The organism is Mesorhizobium sp. M0909, assembly GCF_040319515.1.
Lineage (GTDB): Bacteria > Pseudomonadota > Alphaproteobacteria > Rhizobiales > Rhizobiaceae > Mesorhizobium.
In genome coordinates, this window is sequence record NZ_JAMYOA010000029.1 from 1 (window position 1) to 16,638 (window position 16,638).

The 16,638-nt window shown below is 61.9% G+C and carries 13 protein-coding genes and 2 pseudogenes; 3 read left to right on the forward strand and 12 right to left on the reverse strand.

Annotated elements, in window-relative coordinates; translation table 11 throughout:
• Window positions 1-109 precede the first annotated feature (109 nt).
• The 4 genes from NKH83_RS28750 to NKH83_RS28765 are packed head-to-tail and all read right to left on the reverse strand — an operon-like array spanning window position 110 to window position 4,078.
• On the reverse strand, window positions 110-1,288 hold the full coding sequence (locus NKH83_RS28750) for a hypothetical protein (protein WP_352808407.1): 1,179 nt from the start codon (window positions 1,286-1,288) through the stop codon (window positions 110-112).
• Window positions 1,289-1,344: 56 nt separating this feature from the next.
• Window positions 1,345-2,355 carry a succinylglutamate desuccinylase/aspartoacylase family protein gene (locus NKH83_RS28755; protein WP_352808408.1) on the reverse strand — a complete coding sequence of 337 codons (1,011 nt, stop codon included), beginning with the start codon at window positions 2,353-2,355 and terminating at the stop codon, window positions 1,345-1,347.
• A 9-nt stretch (window positions 2,356-2,364) separates the two neighbouring features.
• A complete protein-coding gene (locus tag NKH83_RS28760) occupies window positions 2,365-2,709 on the reverse strand; it encodes a RidA family protein (RefSeq protein ID WP_352808409.1) in 345 nt (114 codons plus the stop codon).
• 49 nt (window positions 2,710-2,758) lie between these two features.
• Window positions 2,759-4,078, reverse strand: a complete 1,320-nt coding sequence (locus NKH83_RS28765; protein WP_352808411.1) for an alanine racemase — start codon at window positions 4,076-4,078, stop codon at window positions 2,759-2,761.
• 77 nt (window positions 4,079-4,155) lie between these two features.
• Here NKH83_RS28765 and NKH83_RS28770 point away from each other — a divergent pair, with 77 nt between their 5' ends.
• Window positions 4,156-5,097, forward strand: coding sequence for an amidohydrolase family protein (locus tag NKH83_RS28770; protein ID WP_352808412.1), 942 nt, complete (start codon window positions 4,156-4,158; stop codon window positions 5,095-5,097).
• Here the strand turns inward: NKH83_RS28770 and NKH83_RS28775 are convergent.
• From NKH83_RS28775 to NKH83_RS28790, 4 genes and pseudogenes are all read right to left on the reverse strand, one after another.
• Window positions 5,071-6,042, reverse strand: coding sequence for an ABC transporter permease (locus NKH83_RS28775; RefSeq protein ID WP_352808413.1), 972 nt, complete (start codon window positions 6,040-6,042; stop codon window positions 5,071-5,073). The genes NKH83_RS28770 and NKH83_RS28775 overlap by 27 nt on opposite strands.
• The gene (locus NKH83_RS28780) at window positions 6,039-7,004 is read right to left on the reverse strand and encodes an ABC transporter permease (RefSeq protein WP_352808415.1); all 966 of its coding nucleotides are present in this window, start codon (window positions 7,002-7,004) and stop codon (window positions 6,039-6,041) included. Before NKH83_RS28780 ends, NKH83_RS28775 begins: the two co-directional genes overlap by 4 nt.
• Window positions 7,001-8,509, reverse strand: a complete 1,509-nt coding sequence (locus tag NKH83_RS28785; RefSeq protein WP_352808416.1) for a sugar ABC transporter ATP-binding protein — start codon at window positions 8,507-8,509, stop codon at window positions 7,001-7,003. The genes NKH83_RS28780 and NKH83_RS28785 overlap by 4 nt, the downstream gene beginning before the upstream one ends.
• 18 nt (window positions 8,510-8,527) lie before the next feature.
• Window positions 8,528-9,579 (reverse strand): annotated as a pseudogene (locus NKH83_RS28790) (substrate-binding domain-containing protein).
• A gap of 241 nt (window positions 9,580-9,820) precedes the next feature.
• Here NKH83_RS28790 and NKH83_RS28795 point away from each other — a divergent pair.
• Window positions 9,821-10,621 carry an IclR family transcriptional regulator gene (locus tag NKH83_RS28795; RefSeq protein WP_352808418.1) on the forward strand — a complete coding sequence of 267 codons (801 nt, stop codon included), beginning with the start codon at window positions 9,821-9,823 and terminating at the stop codon, window positions 10,619-10,621.
• Between the two features lie 624 nt (window positions 10,622-11,245).
• Here NKH83_RS28795 and NKH83_RS28800 read toward each other — a convergent pair.
• Together NKH83_RS28800 and NKH83_RS28805 are read right to left on the reverse strand one after the other, a co-directional pair.
• Window positions 11,246-11,626, reverse strand: a complete 381-nt coding sequence (locus NKH83_RS28800) for a DUF982 domain-containing protein (RefSeq protein ID WP_352808419.1) — start codon at window positions 11,624-11,626, stop codon at window positions 11,246-11,248.
• Between the two features lie 941 nt (window positions 11,627-12,567).
• Window positions 12,568-13,749: an ISAs1 family transposase gene (locus tag NKH83_RS28805; protein ID WP_352808420.1), complete on the reverse strand. Its 1,182-nt coding sequence runs from the start codon at window positions 13,747-13,749 to the stop codon at window positions 12,568-12,570.
• A 521-nt stretch (window positions 13,750-14,270) separates the two neighbouring features.
• Here NKH83_RS28805 and NKH83_RS28810 point away from each other — a divergent pair.
• A complete protein-coding gene (locus NKH83_RS28810) occupies window positions 14,271-14,636 on the forward strand; it encodes a low affinity iron permease family protein (protein ID WP_352808421.1) in 366 nt (121 codons plus the stop codon).
• Window positions 14,637-15,028: 392 nt separating this feature from the next.
• On the opposite strand, the pseudogene NKH83_RS28815 reads toward NKH83_RS28810, so the two are convergent.
• Window positions 15,029-15,327 (reverse strand): annotated as a pseudogene (locus NKH83_RS28815) (PRC-barrel domain containing protein).
• 278 nt (window positions 15,328-15,605) lie between these two features.
• Entirely contained in the window at window positions 15,606-16,085 is a 480-nt protein-coding gene (locus tag NKH83_RS28820) for a BA14K family protein (RefSeq protein WP_352808422.1), read from the reverse strand.
• Window positions 16,086-16,638: the final 553 nt, after the last annotated feature.

A 16,638-nucleotide genomic window follows, 5' to 3' on the forward strand; every position in this document is an offset into this window, starting at 1 on the left:
CCTCCACTCCAGCCAGCATCTTGAATCACAGAACCGACTGATCGGGAATCCCCTTCGATTCCGTCAAATCAGGAACCGCTCTAGCAGACTGCGGCAACGGATCGGGTTTTCAAACGGATCGTGCGGCACTCACCCAATCGAGTCGTGCGGCAGGGACAAGGCCGTAATTGTAAAAATTGATGCCGTCGACATCGGCCGCCATCGAAGGTTTCACCTTGGCGATGAGGATGTCGGGGCCTGCCATTTCCGGATAGAACAGCCGGTAGCCGGCGCCGAGGAATTTTTCCGCGCCAAGGGCTGCGCGTCCGGCCGCCATCAGTCTGGCGACATCGCCGGGCTGCATGTCGTAGGCACACAGGATTGCCCCATCGCAGACCTTGCCGAGCGCCGCGAGATCGCAGCCGCCAAGCCAACCGTCTGTCAAATCGATGATGACAACGCGGGTCGCCGGATTGGCCACCTCGCGCAGCTCGGCGACCAGGCTGGTCACCGGTTCGAACCGCCACAGCAGGTAGCCATGGAGTTCCGGCCATGGCAAAAAAGTGTCGAGGCCGCTCCCCGGAAAATCTGGAAAGCGCCGTTCGGGCACGGCGCGCTCGCAGGTCTCGACGATCCATTGCCCGACGAGCTTGCGCGCTACTTCGCCGTCGACGCCGGCCCCGGCCGCGCGCGCGAGGCAGGACGGACAAAAACATATCGACAACAGAAAATCGTCTTCCGGCGTCAGCCCGACACCATCTTTCTCATGATGGTATTCGTGGGCGAAGCCCATGAAGGACGGGCTTTCAAGCTCGATCCGGTCCGGCCTGTAGCTGTGCGAGATATCGGCGACCAGCGCGCGGACATAGGCGCGCCCATCCGGATGCGACGGACAGAGGTTGTAATAATTGGGATCGCCGAAGGCGTTGCGGGTGACGGCCTGCGGATAAAGCATGCCAAGGCGGGTATTGTGCAGGCAGACCGTCCAGCACGAAACACCCAGCCCATTGGCGTCTCGTCTGCGGACAAGCTCGCCAAGCACGTCGCCGCCTTCGGAGATCACGTCCGCGACCTTGGGCTGAATTGCGAGGCCGGCCCATCGCGCGGCGGTTGGCTTGAAGTAGATTGTGCCATCCTCCGGGAAATAGGTTTTGCGGCGCGGGCTGCGCGGCTGCAGGAACCGTCCCGCATGATACGAGGTTGCAAGGCTGATCATGTTGAGCCCGGCGCGTTCGACAAGATCGCGTTCGACCATCTCGAAACCCAGATCCTGGACATCCCAGGGGTAGGTCCACATGGAAAGCTGCATAAGATATCCTCAGTTCTCCGGAGTGACGCAGCAGGCAGACGCCGTGCGGTTTCCCGTTAGGCTTCCACGGGTTCGGCGACCTGCATGAGGCAGTCTCCTGCCTCGCACATTGTATGCAGTCGGCGTGAAAGCACGATGCCGCTTTCGGCAAAATGCAGAGTTTCCTCAGCAAGATCGAGCCTTTCGAGGTCGTGATACCAGCCGGCCAATTGTCCGGCGTTCACGCTGTCGCCAAGCCTGACGGCGGGTTCAAACCAGCCGCGGCGGGTGGCATAGAGACCTTGGATATGCCGCGAAAGCGAAAGCAGTCGCATCGGCGCCGACGGCTTTGACTCCGCGCCAAGAACTGGCCCTTCGACCACGCCGAGCGCAATCAGCAGATTGTCGATCGCGCGTGCGGCGATCGCCATCGTGTCGACCGTGGCGGTGCCGCCGCCGCCGAACTCACCGCTGACGCCGATGGCGCCGGCACGGCGCGCTGCACCCATGGAGGTCGGCGAGGCCTGGCCATTGTCGGCCACGAACCCATAGGGCATGCCGAGCGCCCGCATCAGCTCCACCCCGCGCCTGTGGCGCTCGGGATCGGCATTGCGCTCGACGAGCGCTGTCGGCAGATGCTCCATCGAGGTGCCGCCAGAATGAATGTCGAAGATGACGTCGTGGCGGGGAAACAGTTCCATCTCCAGGAAATTGGCAAGCCGCCTTGTTGGCGTGCCTGACGGGTCGCCCGGAAAGGCGCGGTTGAGATTGCCGCCGTCGAGTGGCGAGCAGCGCTTTGCGGCCATCACCGCCGGCACGTTCGCCATCGGCAGGATGGTGACGCGACCGTTGATCCGCTTGGGATCGAGCCGGCGCACCAGCTTTGCCAGCGACAGCTCGCCTTCATATTCGTCGCCGTGATTGCCGGCCATCAGAAGCACCGACGGGCCTTCGCCGTTGCGGACAAGGCAGATCGGGACCTTGACCTGGAAATAGGGCGAACGGTCGATCGAAAACGGCATGCTGAGATGGCCGAGTGTCTTGCCGTCCCGGTCGAAGTCGAGCGTATGGCTGAGGCCGGTGTGCATGGCGGCGGCTCAGACAGCTGCGATCGCAGTGACCTCTATGCGAAGGTCGGGGTCGGCCAGACGCGCCTCGACACAGGCGCGCGCCGGCAGGCGCGCAGGATCCACCCAGGCATCGTAGATGCTGTTCATGGCATCGAAATCGGCGATCTGCGGCAGGAAGATGTTGATCGCCACTAGCCTCGACTTGCTGCTGCCGGCCCCGACAAGGAGCGCCTCGACCTTGGAGAGCACGTCGCTCGTCTGACCCTCGATGCCGGCCTTGCGGTCGTCTGCCACCTGGCCTGCGATGTGCACGAGGCCGCCATAGACGACCGCCTGGGACATGCGGGAGCCGGACTGGAAGTACTTGATCATATTAGATCCTTTCGAGGTTCTCTTTTTTGGAAGTGGCCGCGATATCTGGTCAGCCGAAATAGGTAGGAAAGGCGTGGCGGACATACCCGGCCGCGTCCGCGCCGAAGATCACGCGATAGCGATCGAGGCAGGTGCAGGGGTGCGAGATGCCGAATTCAACCACGTCACCAACGGCAATATCGTCGCCCGAGGCAATTGTCAGGAAGGCGTGCTGGTCGTTGAGCTTGAAGACCTCGGCACGCGCTTTCGGCAGCTCCTTGCCGGCACGAAAGATGGACACGACCGTCGGAAAGCCCTGGTCGAACGACACGTCGCGCATGCCCATACCGCAGATAGCAAGGCCGGGCTCCGGCCGCGACAGTACCTCGGCCCACAGGCGCAAAACCGGATGGAACGAATTTCGTGCGGAAGCACTGACGCCGCCGATCGCAAAACCGTCGCGGGCATCGAGTGCGCCGAGCGCTCTGTCGTAGACGCCATGGTCGTGAAAGAAGATGGCGCCGCTGCGCAGCACCAGCGTGGCATTGCCGTCCCTGGAAACGAGGGGCGCAAGCGCTGCGACCACCTTGTCGAAGTACACCGAGCCGCCGGCTGTGACGATCAGCGGGGTGTCGCCGCCGACGCGGGCGCGCAGCCGCAGGAACATATCGGCTGTCATTGCCAACAGGGCGGATATCGCCTCATCGGTGCGGCCAGGATCGGCTTGCGCCGCGGCACCTTCGTAGGTTGCGAGGCCGGCGATCAGCAGCCGCCCGCGGGCTGCTACAACCGCATCGGCGATCGCCTCGGCTTCGCCGGTGGTCCGGGCGCCTGCCCTCCCCGCACCAAGTTCGACGAGCACGCGCAATGGCGGCAGCGTCGCATTAGCGCGCCAAGCTTCAGCAAGCGCATTCACGGCATCGAAAGAGTCGGCAAAAACGTACAACTCGGCGCTTGGCCAGGCGCCGACAAGGACAGCAAGTCGGTTCGCACCACCTGGTCCGCCGACCTCATTGGCGATGATCAGCCGAGAGAGCCCGGCTCTGAGCATGACTGTGGCCTGCCTTATGTCGGCGACGGTCGTGCCCCATGCTCCGGCCTCGATCAGGGACCGGGCAAGGTCAGGCGCCATCGGGGTCTTGGCATGCGGGGCGATCACGGCGCCCTGTTCTCGCGCATACCGCAGGAACAGGTCACGATTGGCGATGAAGGCCTCCTCGTCGAGGGTCAACACCGGCAACGACATAGGTCCATGCGCTGGATGCCAGCGCTCAGATGCGACAAGGCTGCTGTCCAGCCCGAGGGTGCCAGGCGGCACGCCGCGGATCCGATCGTCGAGCAGGAAATTTTCACGGGGCGCGAGCGACAGGACGGGTGAGTTTTCGGTCATCCGATGCTAGTCCTTTCGCTTTCGCAGGATGAAGTCCGGATCGATTTCCGATGCCGGCCACACCAAGAGAGAGATGCGTGCCAAAGCGTTACTCCGGACCGATCATCGATGCCCACCATCACCTTTGGGATCTCGGCCTCGGACGCCATCCCTGGCTTACGCCCACGGCTGACGAACGCGGCGGTCTGGGCGAGCTCGGCCCCTTGCGACGAAACTATCTTCCTGGGGAATATTTGCGCGACGCCGGCCAGCACAATGTCGTCGCCACCGTCCATGTTGAAGCCGGTTGGGCCGGGGATGACTGCGTGGGTGAAACGCGGTGGCTTGAAACCCTCGACAAGTCGCGCGGCGTGGCCGCTCGTTATGTCGCTCACGTACCACTGGCGAACCGCCAAGCCCCGGCGCTGGTCGAGGCGCAGGCGGCATTCGACCGTGTCGTCGGCGTACGCGACATACTGAGCTGGGATCCGGATGCCGCCCGTCGTTTTGCGCCCCGTGACGGCATCATGGACGATCCGGCCTGGCGTGCCGGCCTGTCCCTGCTTAGGCGCCACCGGCTGGTTTTCGACCTGATGGTGTTTCCGCGCCAGCTCACCGGCGCGGCGCGCCTCGCAGCGGCCTTTCCGGACCAGATCTTTGTTCTCAACCATTGCGGCAGCCCGATCGATCGCGATGCGGAGGGGATGCGGGTGTGGCGCGAAGGGCTGCGGCTTTTGTCGGAGCGCGAGAACGTCGCCATCAAGATATCGGATCTGGTCGCCTACGATCATGATTGGACGCTCGACAGCCTAAGGTCGGTTGTCATGCATTGCATCGACTGTTTCGGTACGCGGCGCGCGATGTTCGGCAGCGACTTTCCGGTCGCCGGCCTGCATGCATCGTTCGATGCGGTGTATGACAGTTTCAAGGCCATTGCAGGAGAGCTTTCCGCGGACGAGCAGACCGCACTGTTCTACAGCAATGCACGGCGCATTTATCGGCTGGACGATATGTCATCGGCGGGCCTGCTCCCTGCCTGAGAGAAGCAGCAGCCCTAGGATCAGCGACCCGAACAGGATACTGCGCCAGCCGGGCGATGCGTTGACGACGGTGATCAGCGCCGTGATCGTAACCAGAAGGAGGGCGCCGGGGATAGTGCCGGCATAGGTGCCGAGCCCGCCGAGGATCGAGGTGCCGCCAAGCACCACGGCGGCAATCGAGGCGAGCAGATAAGGATCGCCGATGCCGACATAGCCTTGTCCGTTCATGCCGAGGACCAACACACCGGCAAGTCCCGAACAGAAGCCGCTGATGCCATAGACCGCGAGCGTGGTCGAGGCGACGGGAACGCCGGACAGCGCCGCGGCGAGCGGATTGGCGCCCATCGCGAATATCCGGGCGCCAAGGGATGTCGCATGCATCGTGGTCAGAACTATCACTGAAATGACCACCCACAAAAGCACGCCTGCCGGAATACCGACCGGCCGCGCATTGCCGAGCCAGCGGACCAGCGGGTTCTGGGCGGTCACGGCACTGCCGCCGGCGATGATGATCAGCAGACCTTGCAGGAATGTCGCCATCGCGAGTGTCATGATCATGGGATGAACGCGCAACAGCGCCACGCCCAGCCCGTTCACCAGACCGATTGCGGTCGTCAACGTGAGAACTGCAAGAACAGCGGTGAGCCCTGTCGGGTCCGCCTGCCACGAAAGCAGCGGCAGGCTGACAGCGCTAACCGTGACGATCGCCGCGACGGAGAGGTCGATGCCGCCGGCAATCACCACGAAAGTTTGGCCCGCCGCGACCAGGCCGATCACCGCGCCCAATTCAACCAAATAGCGCAAATGCCCATAAGCACCGAAGCCACGTGAAGCGAAGCTCGCCGCGATCCACACCGCGGCAACTATAGCGATCGTAAGGAAGGGCCGGCTGCGCAGGATCGTCAGGGCGCGCCTGCCGCTCACGCTCTCTTTCCGTGCTGTCATTGCTGCACCTTGCGGAATTGCGGGATGGCGACCGCGCCGATGATGATGAGGCCCTGGGCGACATATTGGGCGACCGGCGTGAAGCCGAGGAAGAACATGACACTGATCATCAGGCTGAGCAGCAGGCTGCCCGCAAGAGCGCCGCGCATGGTACCCTGGCCGCCAAGGAAACCGATGCCGCCGAGCACTGCGGCGGCAATGGAATTCAGCGTGAACGCCGTGCCGATGACTGGATCTCCCGAACCCGTTTGCGCGGCGACGAACAGGCCGGCGCCTGTGCAAAGCAGGCCGCTAATCGCGTAGGCGGCGATCCGGGCACCGTCGACCGGCACGCTGGAGCGGTAGGCGCCGACGGGATTTTCGCCTGCAGCATAGATGCTCAAACCAAGCGGCGTGGCGAGATAGAGTTTCCACAGAAGCACGATGAGTACCAGCAGCACGAATGCCGCCGGCGTGTTGCCGGCAAGCAGGTCCGACAGCCACTCGGGTATGGCGCCGCCCGGCCTCGGCAGGATGAGCAGCGCAGCGCCGCCGATAATGAAGGAGCCAGCCAGCGTCACCACAATCGCCGGTAACCGAAGTTTCACGACGATGAACCCGATCGCGGCACCGATGCCGAGACCGGTCAGCGCCACCGCAGCGGCACCGCCGGCTACGCCCAGCGGTCCAGTCATCGTCGTCGCAGCGATCACCGCGCCCAGGCTGACCATTGCGCCGATGGCCAGGCTTATGCCGCCGGTGAGCATGAGAATCGCCTGGGCCATGGCGACCAGCGCCAGCGGAAACCAGCTCTGGGTGAATTTGGCGAAACCGGACGCTGTCAAGAGGCCGGGAAACAGGAAACCGTAGGCAATGACGAACGCCAGGACCACAGCGAACAGGCTGCGTACGCCCATATTGCGGCGCAGCTGAACCGGCCAGTAGAGAGCACCGGCTTGGCTTGAGGATGCAACCCTGCTCATGCCGCAACTTTCTGCTGTTCGGCGCCCATTGCGGCGGAAACGATGGCTTCCTCGCTCAGTGCCTCGCGCTCGAGCATGGCCACGATGCGGCCTTCGCGGACCACGCCGACACGATCACAAAGGTGCACCAGTTCGGGTGTATCGGAACTGAGCAGCACGATCGCCTTGTCAGCGGCAGCGAGTTTGCGAAGCATCATGTAGATCTCACGCTTGGTCTCGACATCGACGCCGCGCGTCGGGTCGTTCAGGAGAAGCACAAGCGGTTCGTGTGGCATCCATTTCGCCAGCGCGACCTTCTGCTGGTTGCCACCTGAGAGTGCCTGCGCCGGGCGGTCGAGGTCGCCCTTGATGGCAAGCTGGGCGGCGAGGCCCCTTGCCATATCGCGCTCGGCACGCCGGCTGCGCAGTTTCAGTGCCGGCAGCCTTGCGAACGCGGGCAGCATCATATTGGTGATGATGGGATGGATCAGGTGCAGGCCTTCGCGCTTACGGTCAGCCGGGACATAAGCGAGGCCGAGCGCATTGGCTTTCGGCACGCCGCCGGGCAAACCCGAAACACCGTTTACTGTCGCGGATACCGTCCTGGCGGGGATCGCGCCGTAGAGGCCAAGCAGCAGATCTTCCTGCCCCTGGCCGACCAGGCCGCCAATACCAAGCACCTCGCCCGTCCTGATGTCGAGATCGACATCGCTCATCAGGCCGGCCGAAAAATTGCGAACCGAGATGGCGTCGGCCGGCGATGGCGAGGGCCGCCATCGTGGAAAGAGATCGCCGGGGTCGCGGCCGACCATCAGCCGTACTAGTCCTGCGGCATCGGTTCCTTCCAGCGAGCAGTCCGCCGTGCAGGTGCCGTCCTTGAGCACGGTGACATGCTGACACAGCGTCATCACCTCGTTCAGTCGGTGTGAGATGTAGAGAATAGCGATGCCCTCGCCCCGAAGCCCCTCCAGCAGGTCGGTGAGGATTTTTGTCTCAGTTGCCGATAGCGATGAGGTGGGTTCGTCGAGAATGAGCACGCGCGGCCGGCGGTAAAGCGCCTTGGCGATCTCCACCATCTGCCGGCGGCCGAGGGACAGCTGCCCCACCGGCGTAGACAGAGGTTCGTAAAGCCCGACAAGATCGCATGCGGCCCTGGCCCGGACGGCAAGCTCGTTGTAGTCGATCAAGCCGAACCGCTTTGGATAGGCGCCGAGCCCGATGTTTTCGGCAATGGACAGGCTGGCCGTCAGGCTGAGTTCCTGCTGGACAACGGCGATCCCGGCCTGTCGCGCATTAACGGGGGTCATGCGCGAGACCGGGCGCCCATCGACCTCGATCCCCCCGCCGTCCGGGCGCAAGGCGCCGGATAAAAGGTTGATCAGCGTCGACTTACCTGCGCCGTTCTCGCCCAGCAGCGCATGCACGCGGCCCGGCTGGAGAGCGATGGACACGTTGCGCAGAACGGGGTTGCCGAAGAAGGACTTCGACACCCCCCGCGCGGCGAGAAGCGGAGCCGTGGTTGTCAATGCTACAACCCTTCAGGCCTATTTCTGGGCCAGCAGCTTCTTGAATAGATCCTCATCGTACGGCGAATAGATGTAACCGTCAGCCGGGAAATCTTTCGCCCGGGCGAGGTATTCGTCGAGGTTGGAATTGTCGATCACCGGCAGCGGGATCTTGACGAAAGCCGGCACATCCTCGCCCTCCAGTGCCTCCACGGCGGTGTAGGTGGCGAAGGCGCCGAGCCAGTTCGGCTGCATCGTCGCCCAGCTCTTCAGGCCCTTTTCCTTCCACAGTTCGAGGAACTGGCGCGCATTCTCGCCGGTGATCGGTACCTGGTCGCGGCCCTGCTTGTCGAGCGCGAGCACGGCGCCCGCCGACAACGCGCCGCCCAGCGACAGGATGCCGTCGATTTCGGGGTTGGCGAAAAGCAGGCTGGTGACGGCCTCCTGGGCGGGCGCGACATTGTAGGGCGTGTTCGTCTCGGCAAGCACCTTCACATCGGGATGGGCCTTAAGCTCGGCATCGGCGCCTTTGCGCCGGTCGTCGCTGACCGAAACGCCGGCTGGGCCATTGAGGATGAGGATCTTGCCCTTGCCCCGATGGCGTCGATCAGGAACTTGGCCGCCTGATCGCCCCACTGTGAGGAATCGGTGTTGACCTTGGCGGTCACCTGGTCGGTATCGACGAGGCTGTCGAAGTTGATGATGGCGATGCCCTTGGCGCAGGCGTCCGCCAGGACGCGCGCCGGCGCGGTCGACGAACCAGCGATCAAGATGATGGCATCGACATCGGAATCGATCATCGACTGGATCTGCTGAATCTGGACGTTGGCGTCGCCCTGGGCATCGGTCACGACTAGCTTGTCGACCAAGCCTTGCTTCTTCAAAGTCTCGACTTCGGCTTCGATCGTGCCCTGTGTCTGCTTCATCCAGGTCGGCACTGAATAGATATTGGCCCAGCCGATCGTATATGGCGCTTTGCGATCGCCCTTGATGCATTTAGCGGCGGCGTTGGCCTGCGAACCGGCGCCGAGGCTAAGGAGAAGGCCGAGGCAAAGGGCACTGGCGGATGCGAAAAACGATAGTTTCGTCATGATTGTTCCCTTCTGAAGTTATGCCTGGACGTGCGGGGTCGGGACGAGAAAACCCGCCGGTTGCCGCATCTCGGAAACCGCCTGTTTTCTCGTCAGGACTTTCTGCGCCTAGCTCGTTATTGTCCGATATTTCAGACAATAGGCCTGTATACCGGACAAATGAGATGCTAGACTGAGCCTTGACATCTTTCAAGCGTCTTGAGACGAGGGCCGAAATGATTTTTGCGTGGGTGCGGCCTATATGAGCGATGGCGTCACTGGTCTAATTGAAACGGAAGCCGGCGCCGAGCCGCGCAATGGCGAGCGGCGTCGCGGGATCGACCGCGTCATCATGCTACTCGAGGCCCTTCTGCGGCACCGCGCACCGATGCGCGTGGGCGACATCGCCAAGATGATCGGCGCGCCGCGTTCAACCACTTATGAAATCGTCAACAGCCTGCTGGAAGCCGAAATGCTCGAGAACGTCGGAACCGAAGGCTATGTCTATTTCGGAAAGGCGATGCATCTGTTCGGCTGGGCCTACTCACATCATAATGCCCATTACCGGCGCATCATCGAAACCCTGGACAGACTAGCGGCGGAGACGGGCGAGACCGTCCAACTGTGCGGCCTGCGCGGGAACAAATACGTCGTCCTTGATTGCCGGGACTCGCCCGGCCCGTTCCGGATTTCAAGCGATGTCGGAGTCGAGGTGCCGATACCGTGGACGGCGTCCGGAAGGCTGCTGCTCGGCCATATGAGCGAGCAGGAAATACGGGACTTCATTCCGCCTGGCGACTACACGCTTCCCGACGGCCGCGTCATTGCGCCAGCCGAGTTCTTCGGCGATGTCGCTCTGGCGCGCCAGCAAGGTTTCAGCGAGACCGCCGCACTGGCCGACCGCTTCACCTGGTGCATGGCCGCGCCCATCCGCGATGGCAAGGGGGCCATCAACAAGACGCTTTGTTTCGTGTTGCCCGTCGACACGCCGGAAGCGCGGCGCAGCGAATTGCTCGCCCTGTTATGCGAGCGCGCCAGTGGGTTGTCGCTCGCGGTAAGCTAGTAAAAAATCGGCGCGCGAAGGCTCCGTTCGTTCACCAAGCCAAGGCTCAGCTACGCTGTCGCGCGGCGGACCTGATTCCCGCCTTGGCCGGCACCTATCTCCCGCCTTTCCCCCTCTCCCGATGGGTGCTGGCTATCTTCAGCGCGAGGCGGATTGCGCTTGTGTAGCCTACGGGCCCAGGGTCAGAGACAACTGGACAACAGGCGTGTCATGTTCACGGACATCAATCGCTACGGGATGTTGCTCCAGCCTTTGCACCTGATCTTTCGCTAAATTCGAGCAAGGCTCGAACCTGTTCGGTTTTTACAATCCTCATGGTGAACCCACCGCCGGCGTGCGCATCGGGCCTTCGAATGTCGGCGCATCGACGATCTTGCTTTCAAGATAGCCGTCGTTGCTGCGGTAAGGCCCTTCTGACCCACCGGGTAAATCCAGCAGTCGACCGGAGGCGACGGCACGATCAATCCACTCCTGTATCGCCCGCGCCCTCTGAGGCCGCGAATGCTGCGCACTGACCACCCGCTTGGCGGAATGCTCTCGTCGCACCAATTGAACTCGCGGGAGACGGCTTCGCAGACGGTGCGTCTGCCGCCCTGCCAATGGATCAAGGAGGGCGGCATGATTTCAGATCAGCTCTTCAACAATTCCGCCAAGTCGCTTCAGGCCGACGAGCGGAGGCCTTTGCTTAAGAAGGCCCTGTTCGGCTGCGGCCGCCTTGAAGGCATCGATCGCAGCTTGTTGATTGCAATGACCGGCCAAGCATTCCTTGATCATTCGGACCGCTTCGAGCCGTCGCGGTTTGGCCACGTATGGCCATGGTTGTTCAAGCGCTTTCGCAGCATCGGATATCGAGGCGACCACCGTCGACTTGCCATTCAGGTAGATTGTAATCGGGATAAATGCTGTCATTTTTCTCGCTCGCCGCAGTTGAAGGCGGTTAAACGCGAAGACACGGCGAGGGTTGCATGAACGCGCATCCCCGCGAAATCGGCGGCGGCAAAACATCGTTCAGCCTGCAGCCCGCGATGTCCTAGGCCTCACTCAATGGCATGAAGAACGCGCGGCAAGGGAAGCTGCACGGCAGGAGGAAATGCTTGGCGGGGCGTCGTCATTGAGCGCAAGAAGGTGCGGGCACGATCGATCCGCGCGCCCAAGCCCTATGCGATGAGTTCGGCATCAGGTCGTCGATCGCCAACGCTGTCCGGATCCGGGAGAGACACACGCCGTCGAGACGCTGGCCCGCATCATGCGCCGGTGCGAGGAGCGGCACTTGCGCCTGGTGCTGTCGACCCGGGCGGAACAAAGGCCGGCTCGATGAGATGCTGTTCTGGGCCGCATCTGACATGGTGCGGGCCTGTCCGAGATAGTCGAGCGCCGCGCCCGCGACTGGCTGACGATGTGGGCTTTCTGCCCAGTCGGTGAGCTGCAGTTTATCGCGTGGTGTTGTCCCACTAAGTTTTGCACTTGACGGCATGCTATACGAGCGGGTGTCAAAGCATTTGGCCCGCGAGCAACCTAGCTGATTCCGAACACCGACCGCGACAGAAAAACCGCGCTTTGCAACAAATTTCGGCAATTCTCACCCAAAGGACGTCGCAGAATAGCGAAAGCGCTGAAATCAGGCTGTTGCATCACACCCATGAAATCAGCGATGTTTCGGCTACGATCACAGAAGATGCGGGCGAGCGGGACTGCCTCAATTCGTGGATCGCAGACGGCGCGGCGAAAAGCGGCCTGAAGACTTCGTGCCCGAAGCGCCTAGGATTTCGCAGAGGCAGAGGTCGGCGCTTTTGCGTCGCGGATCAACTTGAGCGCCTCGTCCTTTGTCAGCCCGCATTTTCGCGCATAGAAGTCGGCCTCCTGAATCTCCTCCGGAGACGGTGGCACCTGGCGGCTATCGAGCTTTCGTTTCTTCTTTGCCATTTCAGTCTGACTGGGTGAATCAGTTAGTCAGCTAATGTGTCACTTTTGGGCGCTTGGGCAAAGTTTCGTGCTGTGAGTTCCAGCCCGATCCCGGCCGTGCCGGTAATCCCCCCTCCCGCAGCATGCGTGATGGCATTGATGAGATAGTCGTCGTTCCAGGCGCATTTCTTGATGCGATGGCTGATGGGGACTTTGGCAGCATCGGCGGTCTGAAGGATGTTTCTGGCGAGGCGATTGAGAAGGGCTGTGTTGGCGGGAGCATTATCCTTGCGGGCACGGCTGAGATCCTCATCGAGATGGACATCGAGCATCCAATGCAGGCCGTTCTCGATGTGCCAATGAGCTCTGGTGAGGTCGAGCGCCCGCTGCGGCGACATGAGCGTGGAGGCCATGAACAGGCGCATCAACGGCCTGGCCTGATCGCGCCGGCTGGTGATGCGAATGAAGGCCCGGTGGCCGGGCATCAGCGGCTCGGCCGCCGCCACGATCTCGGCCTGCCGCCACTCGTTGCGGCCGTGGCTGGTCTCGGTCCGCTCGGCAATGGAAGGGGTGGCGTCGGCCAGTTGCAGGTTGGCACGGCGCAGCCAATGACGACGGTTGCCCTTCAGCGCAAGCAGGTAATCGCCACCTCTTTGGGTAATGGCCGCAGCCATGCGGGTGTGGCAGTGGAGCGCGTCGGCGGTGACCAATCTGCCCCTAAGATCAATGAGTTCGACGACTTTGAGCGCGGCCTCGACTTCGTTCTCACCATCACTCGGCGAGACTGCCGCCAGGCACAGCCGGGTCTCGGCGGCGAAGGCCGACACCGTCAACGGCGGACTGGCTGCCAAGCCCTTCTCGTAGGCCCGCCGCAAAGCCTTGCCGTCAAGCGACACCACCTCGAGCGTCTCTCGGCTGGCTCGGGCGAAAGCTGCGGCAAAGGCAGCAAAGGCGCGACCAAAGGCCTCCGGGTCGAGCAGACGCAGCAGCCGCGAGAAGGTGTCATGGCTGGGAGCTGCGTCATAGTCGATCAGCCGCGACAGCGCCTGCTTGCGCTCCTGCGCAAACAGGGCGAACTCCGTCGCATTGCTGGCACCACACAGGCTTGCCGCGATCATCATCACGATCAGGTCGCCAAGCCGGTGCGTGGCGTTGGGCGCGCGTGGATCAGGCACCGCGCCAAAGTAGCTCTCAAAGTAGGAAATGGCAGTCGCTCCTTCGCTCAACTGCCTCTCCAAAGAATCCTTTCTCAGCCTAAACTCAACCCCAAAATCGCCATATGCGATTCCCCTGACCTCCCGCAGGGAGTGCAGAAGCGGAAGCACGCGACTAAGCAACATGCCTTGACGAGGCTGGTTTCGGCCGCGGAACTTTGCTCCTCATATCGGGTTGGCGTTTCTCAATGGAGAAAAGAGCCATGTCGAAAAGACCCGTTTTGAAAAAGAGCTGGCCGGCAAGCCGGCGCCAGAGGCGGAGGCCAGGGGCCAGTCCGAAAAGAGCCATAAAGGGGGAACGAACGACGGTGTCTCTCACGCCAATCCTCGCGCCCTGTCCGGAGAGGATGACGGGGACGCCACGTTCCCGTATAAGCGGAAAAGTAAGGACGACTGCACAGCAACGATTCATGGGCAGTCCCGGAGCCTTATTCCGCTGGCTCATAAGCGAGGGCCGTCCGCGTTCGGACGGCCATTGACGAGCACCCAAAATCGGACCCCAATCGGATTGCATCATTTGTTTGGGGATTCACATGAACCGATTTCTCTTTATGATCGCTGACTTTCTTTCCCGCCCGCCCGGCTTCTATGTGATCATCGCCGCGATGATCGCCTGCACTGCGATGGTTCCTTTCGGCCTAACAAGCGTAATTACCTATGCGCTTTCAGTAGCTGCGATTGTGATTACCGGCGTGGTCCTAATCCAGGGTTATCGCGACACCGCTGCCATCCATGCGAAGCTCGATGAAATCATCGTCGCATTGAAGGAAACGAGGAACAATGTCGTCGGGCTGGAACACGCCGAGCCTGAGGAAATCAAGGCCCATTTGGCGCGGCTCGAAATGGAAGCGGCGGCGGCCAATCAAGAAGCTGAGCAGGAGAGGGTCTCCGGCGCCTGAGCGCTACTGCGGCTCCCAAGCAAAGTGCGCGGGCAGCGGGAAGCGCAAAACAGGTCGTGGGCATATGCCCGCTGCCGGTTACCGCTGTGACCGGTGCGCGGGCGGCTCAGACATTGGGCTGTTCGCGAACATATTGTATGCCTCTTCCAACTAGCGTGCCGCTTCGTCTATCCTGTCATTCCTTGCTATGGAATATCGATGTGGACGAACCAACCGTCCCCCTACGCTCCATCACTCCATCACGACCTTCGAGCCGATCGGCAATTCTTTCTTCTCGAAGGATCGCCTGATCGCGCCGATGCGCTGGTCTTGGCGCTGACTGAGCTGATGCTCGACGGCACAACCTTTACGTTGGCGTGTGAAAAGGCCCGGCAGTGCCAGGCCAAGACAGATCAGCTATCGTGATGCTCAGGTAGCTCCTTCAATTGGTCGGTAGTCATCTGCGTGATGGCATGCACGGTGCCGTCTTCGTCCCGCATGAAATCGAGCTGACTCGCATACAGCGCTACCCGCTTTGATCCGATGCCCAGGAACCCGCCAAGATCGAAGCGACTTGGGCCTGGTCTCCGGTTCCATGGACGTGGTCTACCGTACTGATTTCCTCATCATCGCGCCCGTAGATGGTCGCGCCTTCAACAACGTCAGCGCGCAGTTCAGCATTCGTAAGCCGCACGTGATTGGTATGGTCCATTGTGGTCTCCTCTCAGTTGGCCCGAGGTAACCCCGATAGGGCCGACTGTTCCGAATCATTATTCAAAGAATAGGCCGTGGCGAACCTCATCACGCTGTTTCGCGAAACCTAATCAATCTCGTCTCGCGCATGGGGACAGAGCGGGACAAAGCGTCGAGCAGCTCTGTGCGCTTCCCCTCCTAGTCCAGATCCTCAATGCTTACCGTGGCGCCTGGCTGCCGCGGAAGATCGTCGCGTTGGGATCGACCTTCACGCTCGACAATTTCTGAGACTAGCAATCACTGGCATTGCCTTCGCGGCCCGCCTCCAAAAGGCTGGTAGGAGTTATCCTCCGGCCGATAAGAGCGATAATGGCTGAAGCAGTAATCAACGTGCTGTGCGCTTTGATATCCACTCGAGGCCGCCGCCTCCGTATAGCCAATGTTTTCGGGAGAGGCGCTGGAGGGGCGTGTGACGACGTTGTGATCAGAAAAGGGTGAGATGCATTCGCGGGCGACGCCGCTGTACGATCTGTAGCTGTTGTCGTCGGGGCGGTACGAGCGGTACCGATGGGTGCACCAGTTCACATGGTCACTGCTCAGGGTCGTGGACGCCGAAGTTTGCGGCGCACTGTTTGACGCGGTCCTAGTGTGGTCGACGGCCGGCGCTGGTTCAGGCGCTTGTTCATGTGTCCGGGGCTCCACGGCGGGCTGTCTTTCGACACGCTTAAGGTTTCGCAGGGTGGTGTCGACCTTTATCGCCTGGGTCGGCAATACCATTGCTGCGTCCACGGCGGGCTTTTGGACCGGAACCGGTTTCGCGGTGAGATAGGTGATCGCGAGCGCAGCCCCACCCACGAATACGCAAAGCGTGAGCGCAAAGCGCTCAACGCCGCCAGTAGATACTTCATCTCTCGCTCCAGCTTCTTCGCCCTTCAGGGCAGAAATGCAAACTCGGGCTCAGAGTTCCACCCAGCCTGAGGTGAGAGACGGAGCACCATGACCAAACTTCATAGCGCTTGCCAGGGGGGACCAAGCTCGTCGCTCGCATGGTCAGGGAGCGGAACAAGGTGTCGAGCAGCTAATATTCGATGCCACTCCACGCCGAGCAGCTCGAGCTCCGCGCCGTTTGGGCGTTCCGCGGACTGTTAATGTAAGAATTCGGGCAGCCTGGGAAGTCCGATCGGTAGACTTGTTCATCTCCGAGCTACTTCGCGCGGCCACATCGTGCAATGCCGCCTCCCAGCGGTCGCTAGACGCAAGGATGACGAAGCGTTGACCTCGTCCCCCCGCAGGCATGTCGGAGATTCGATGGCGGAATGCATGAAACGCC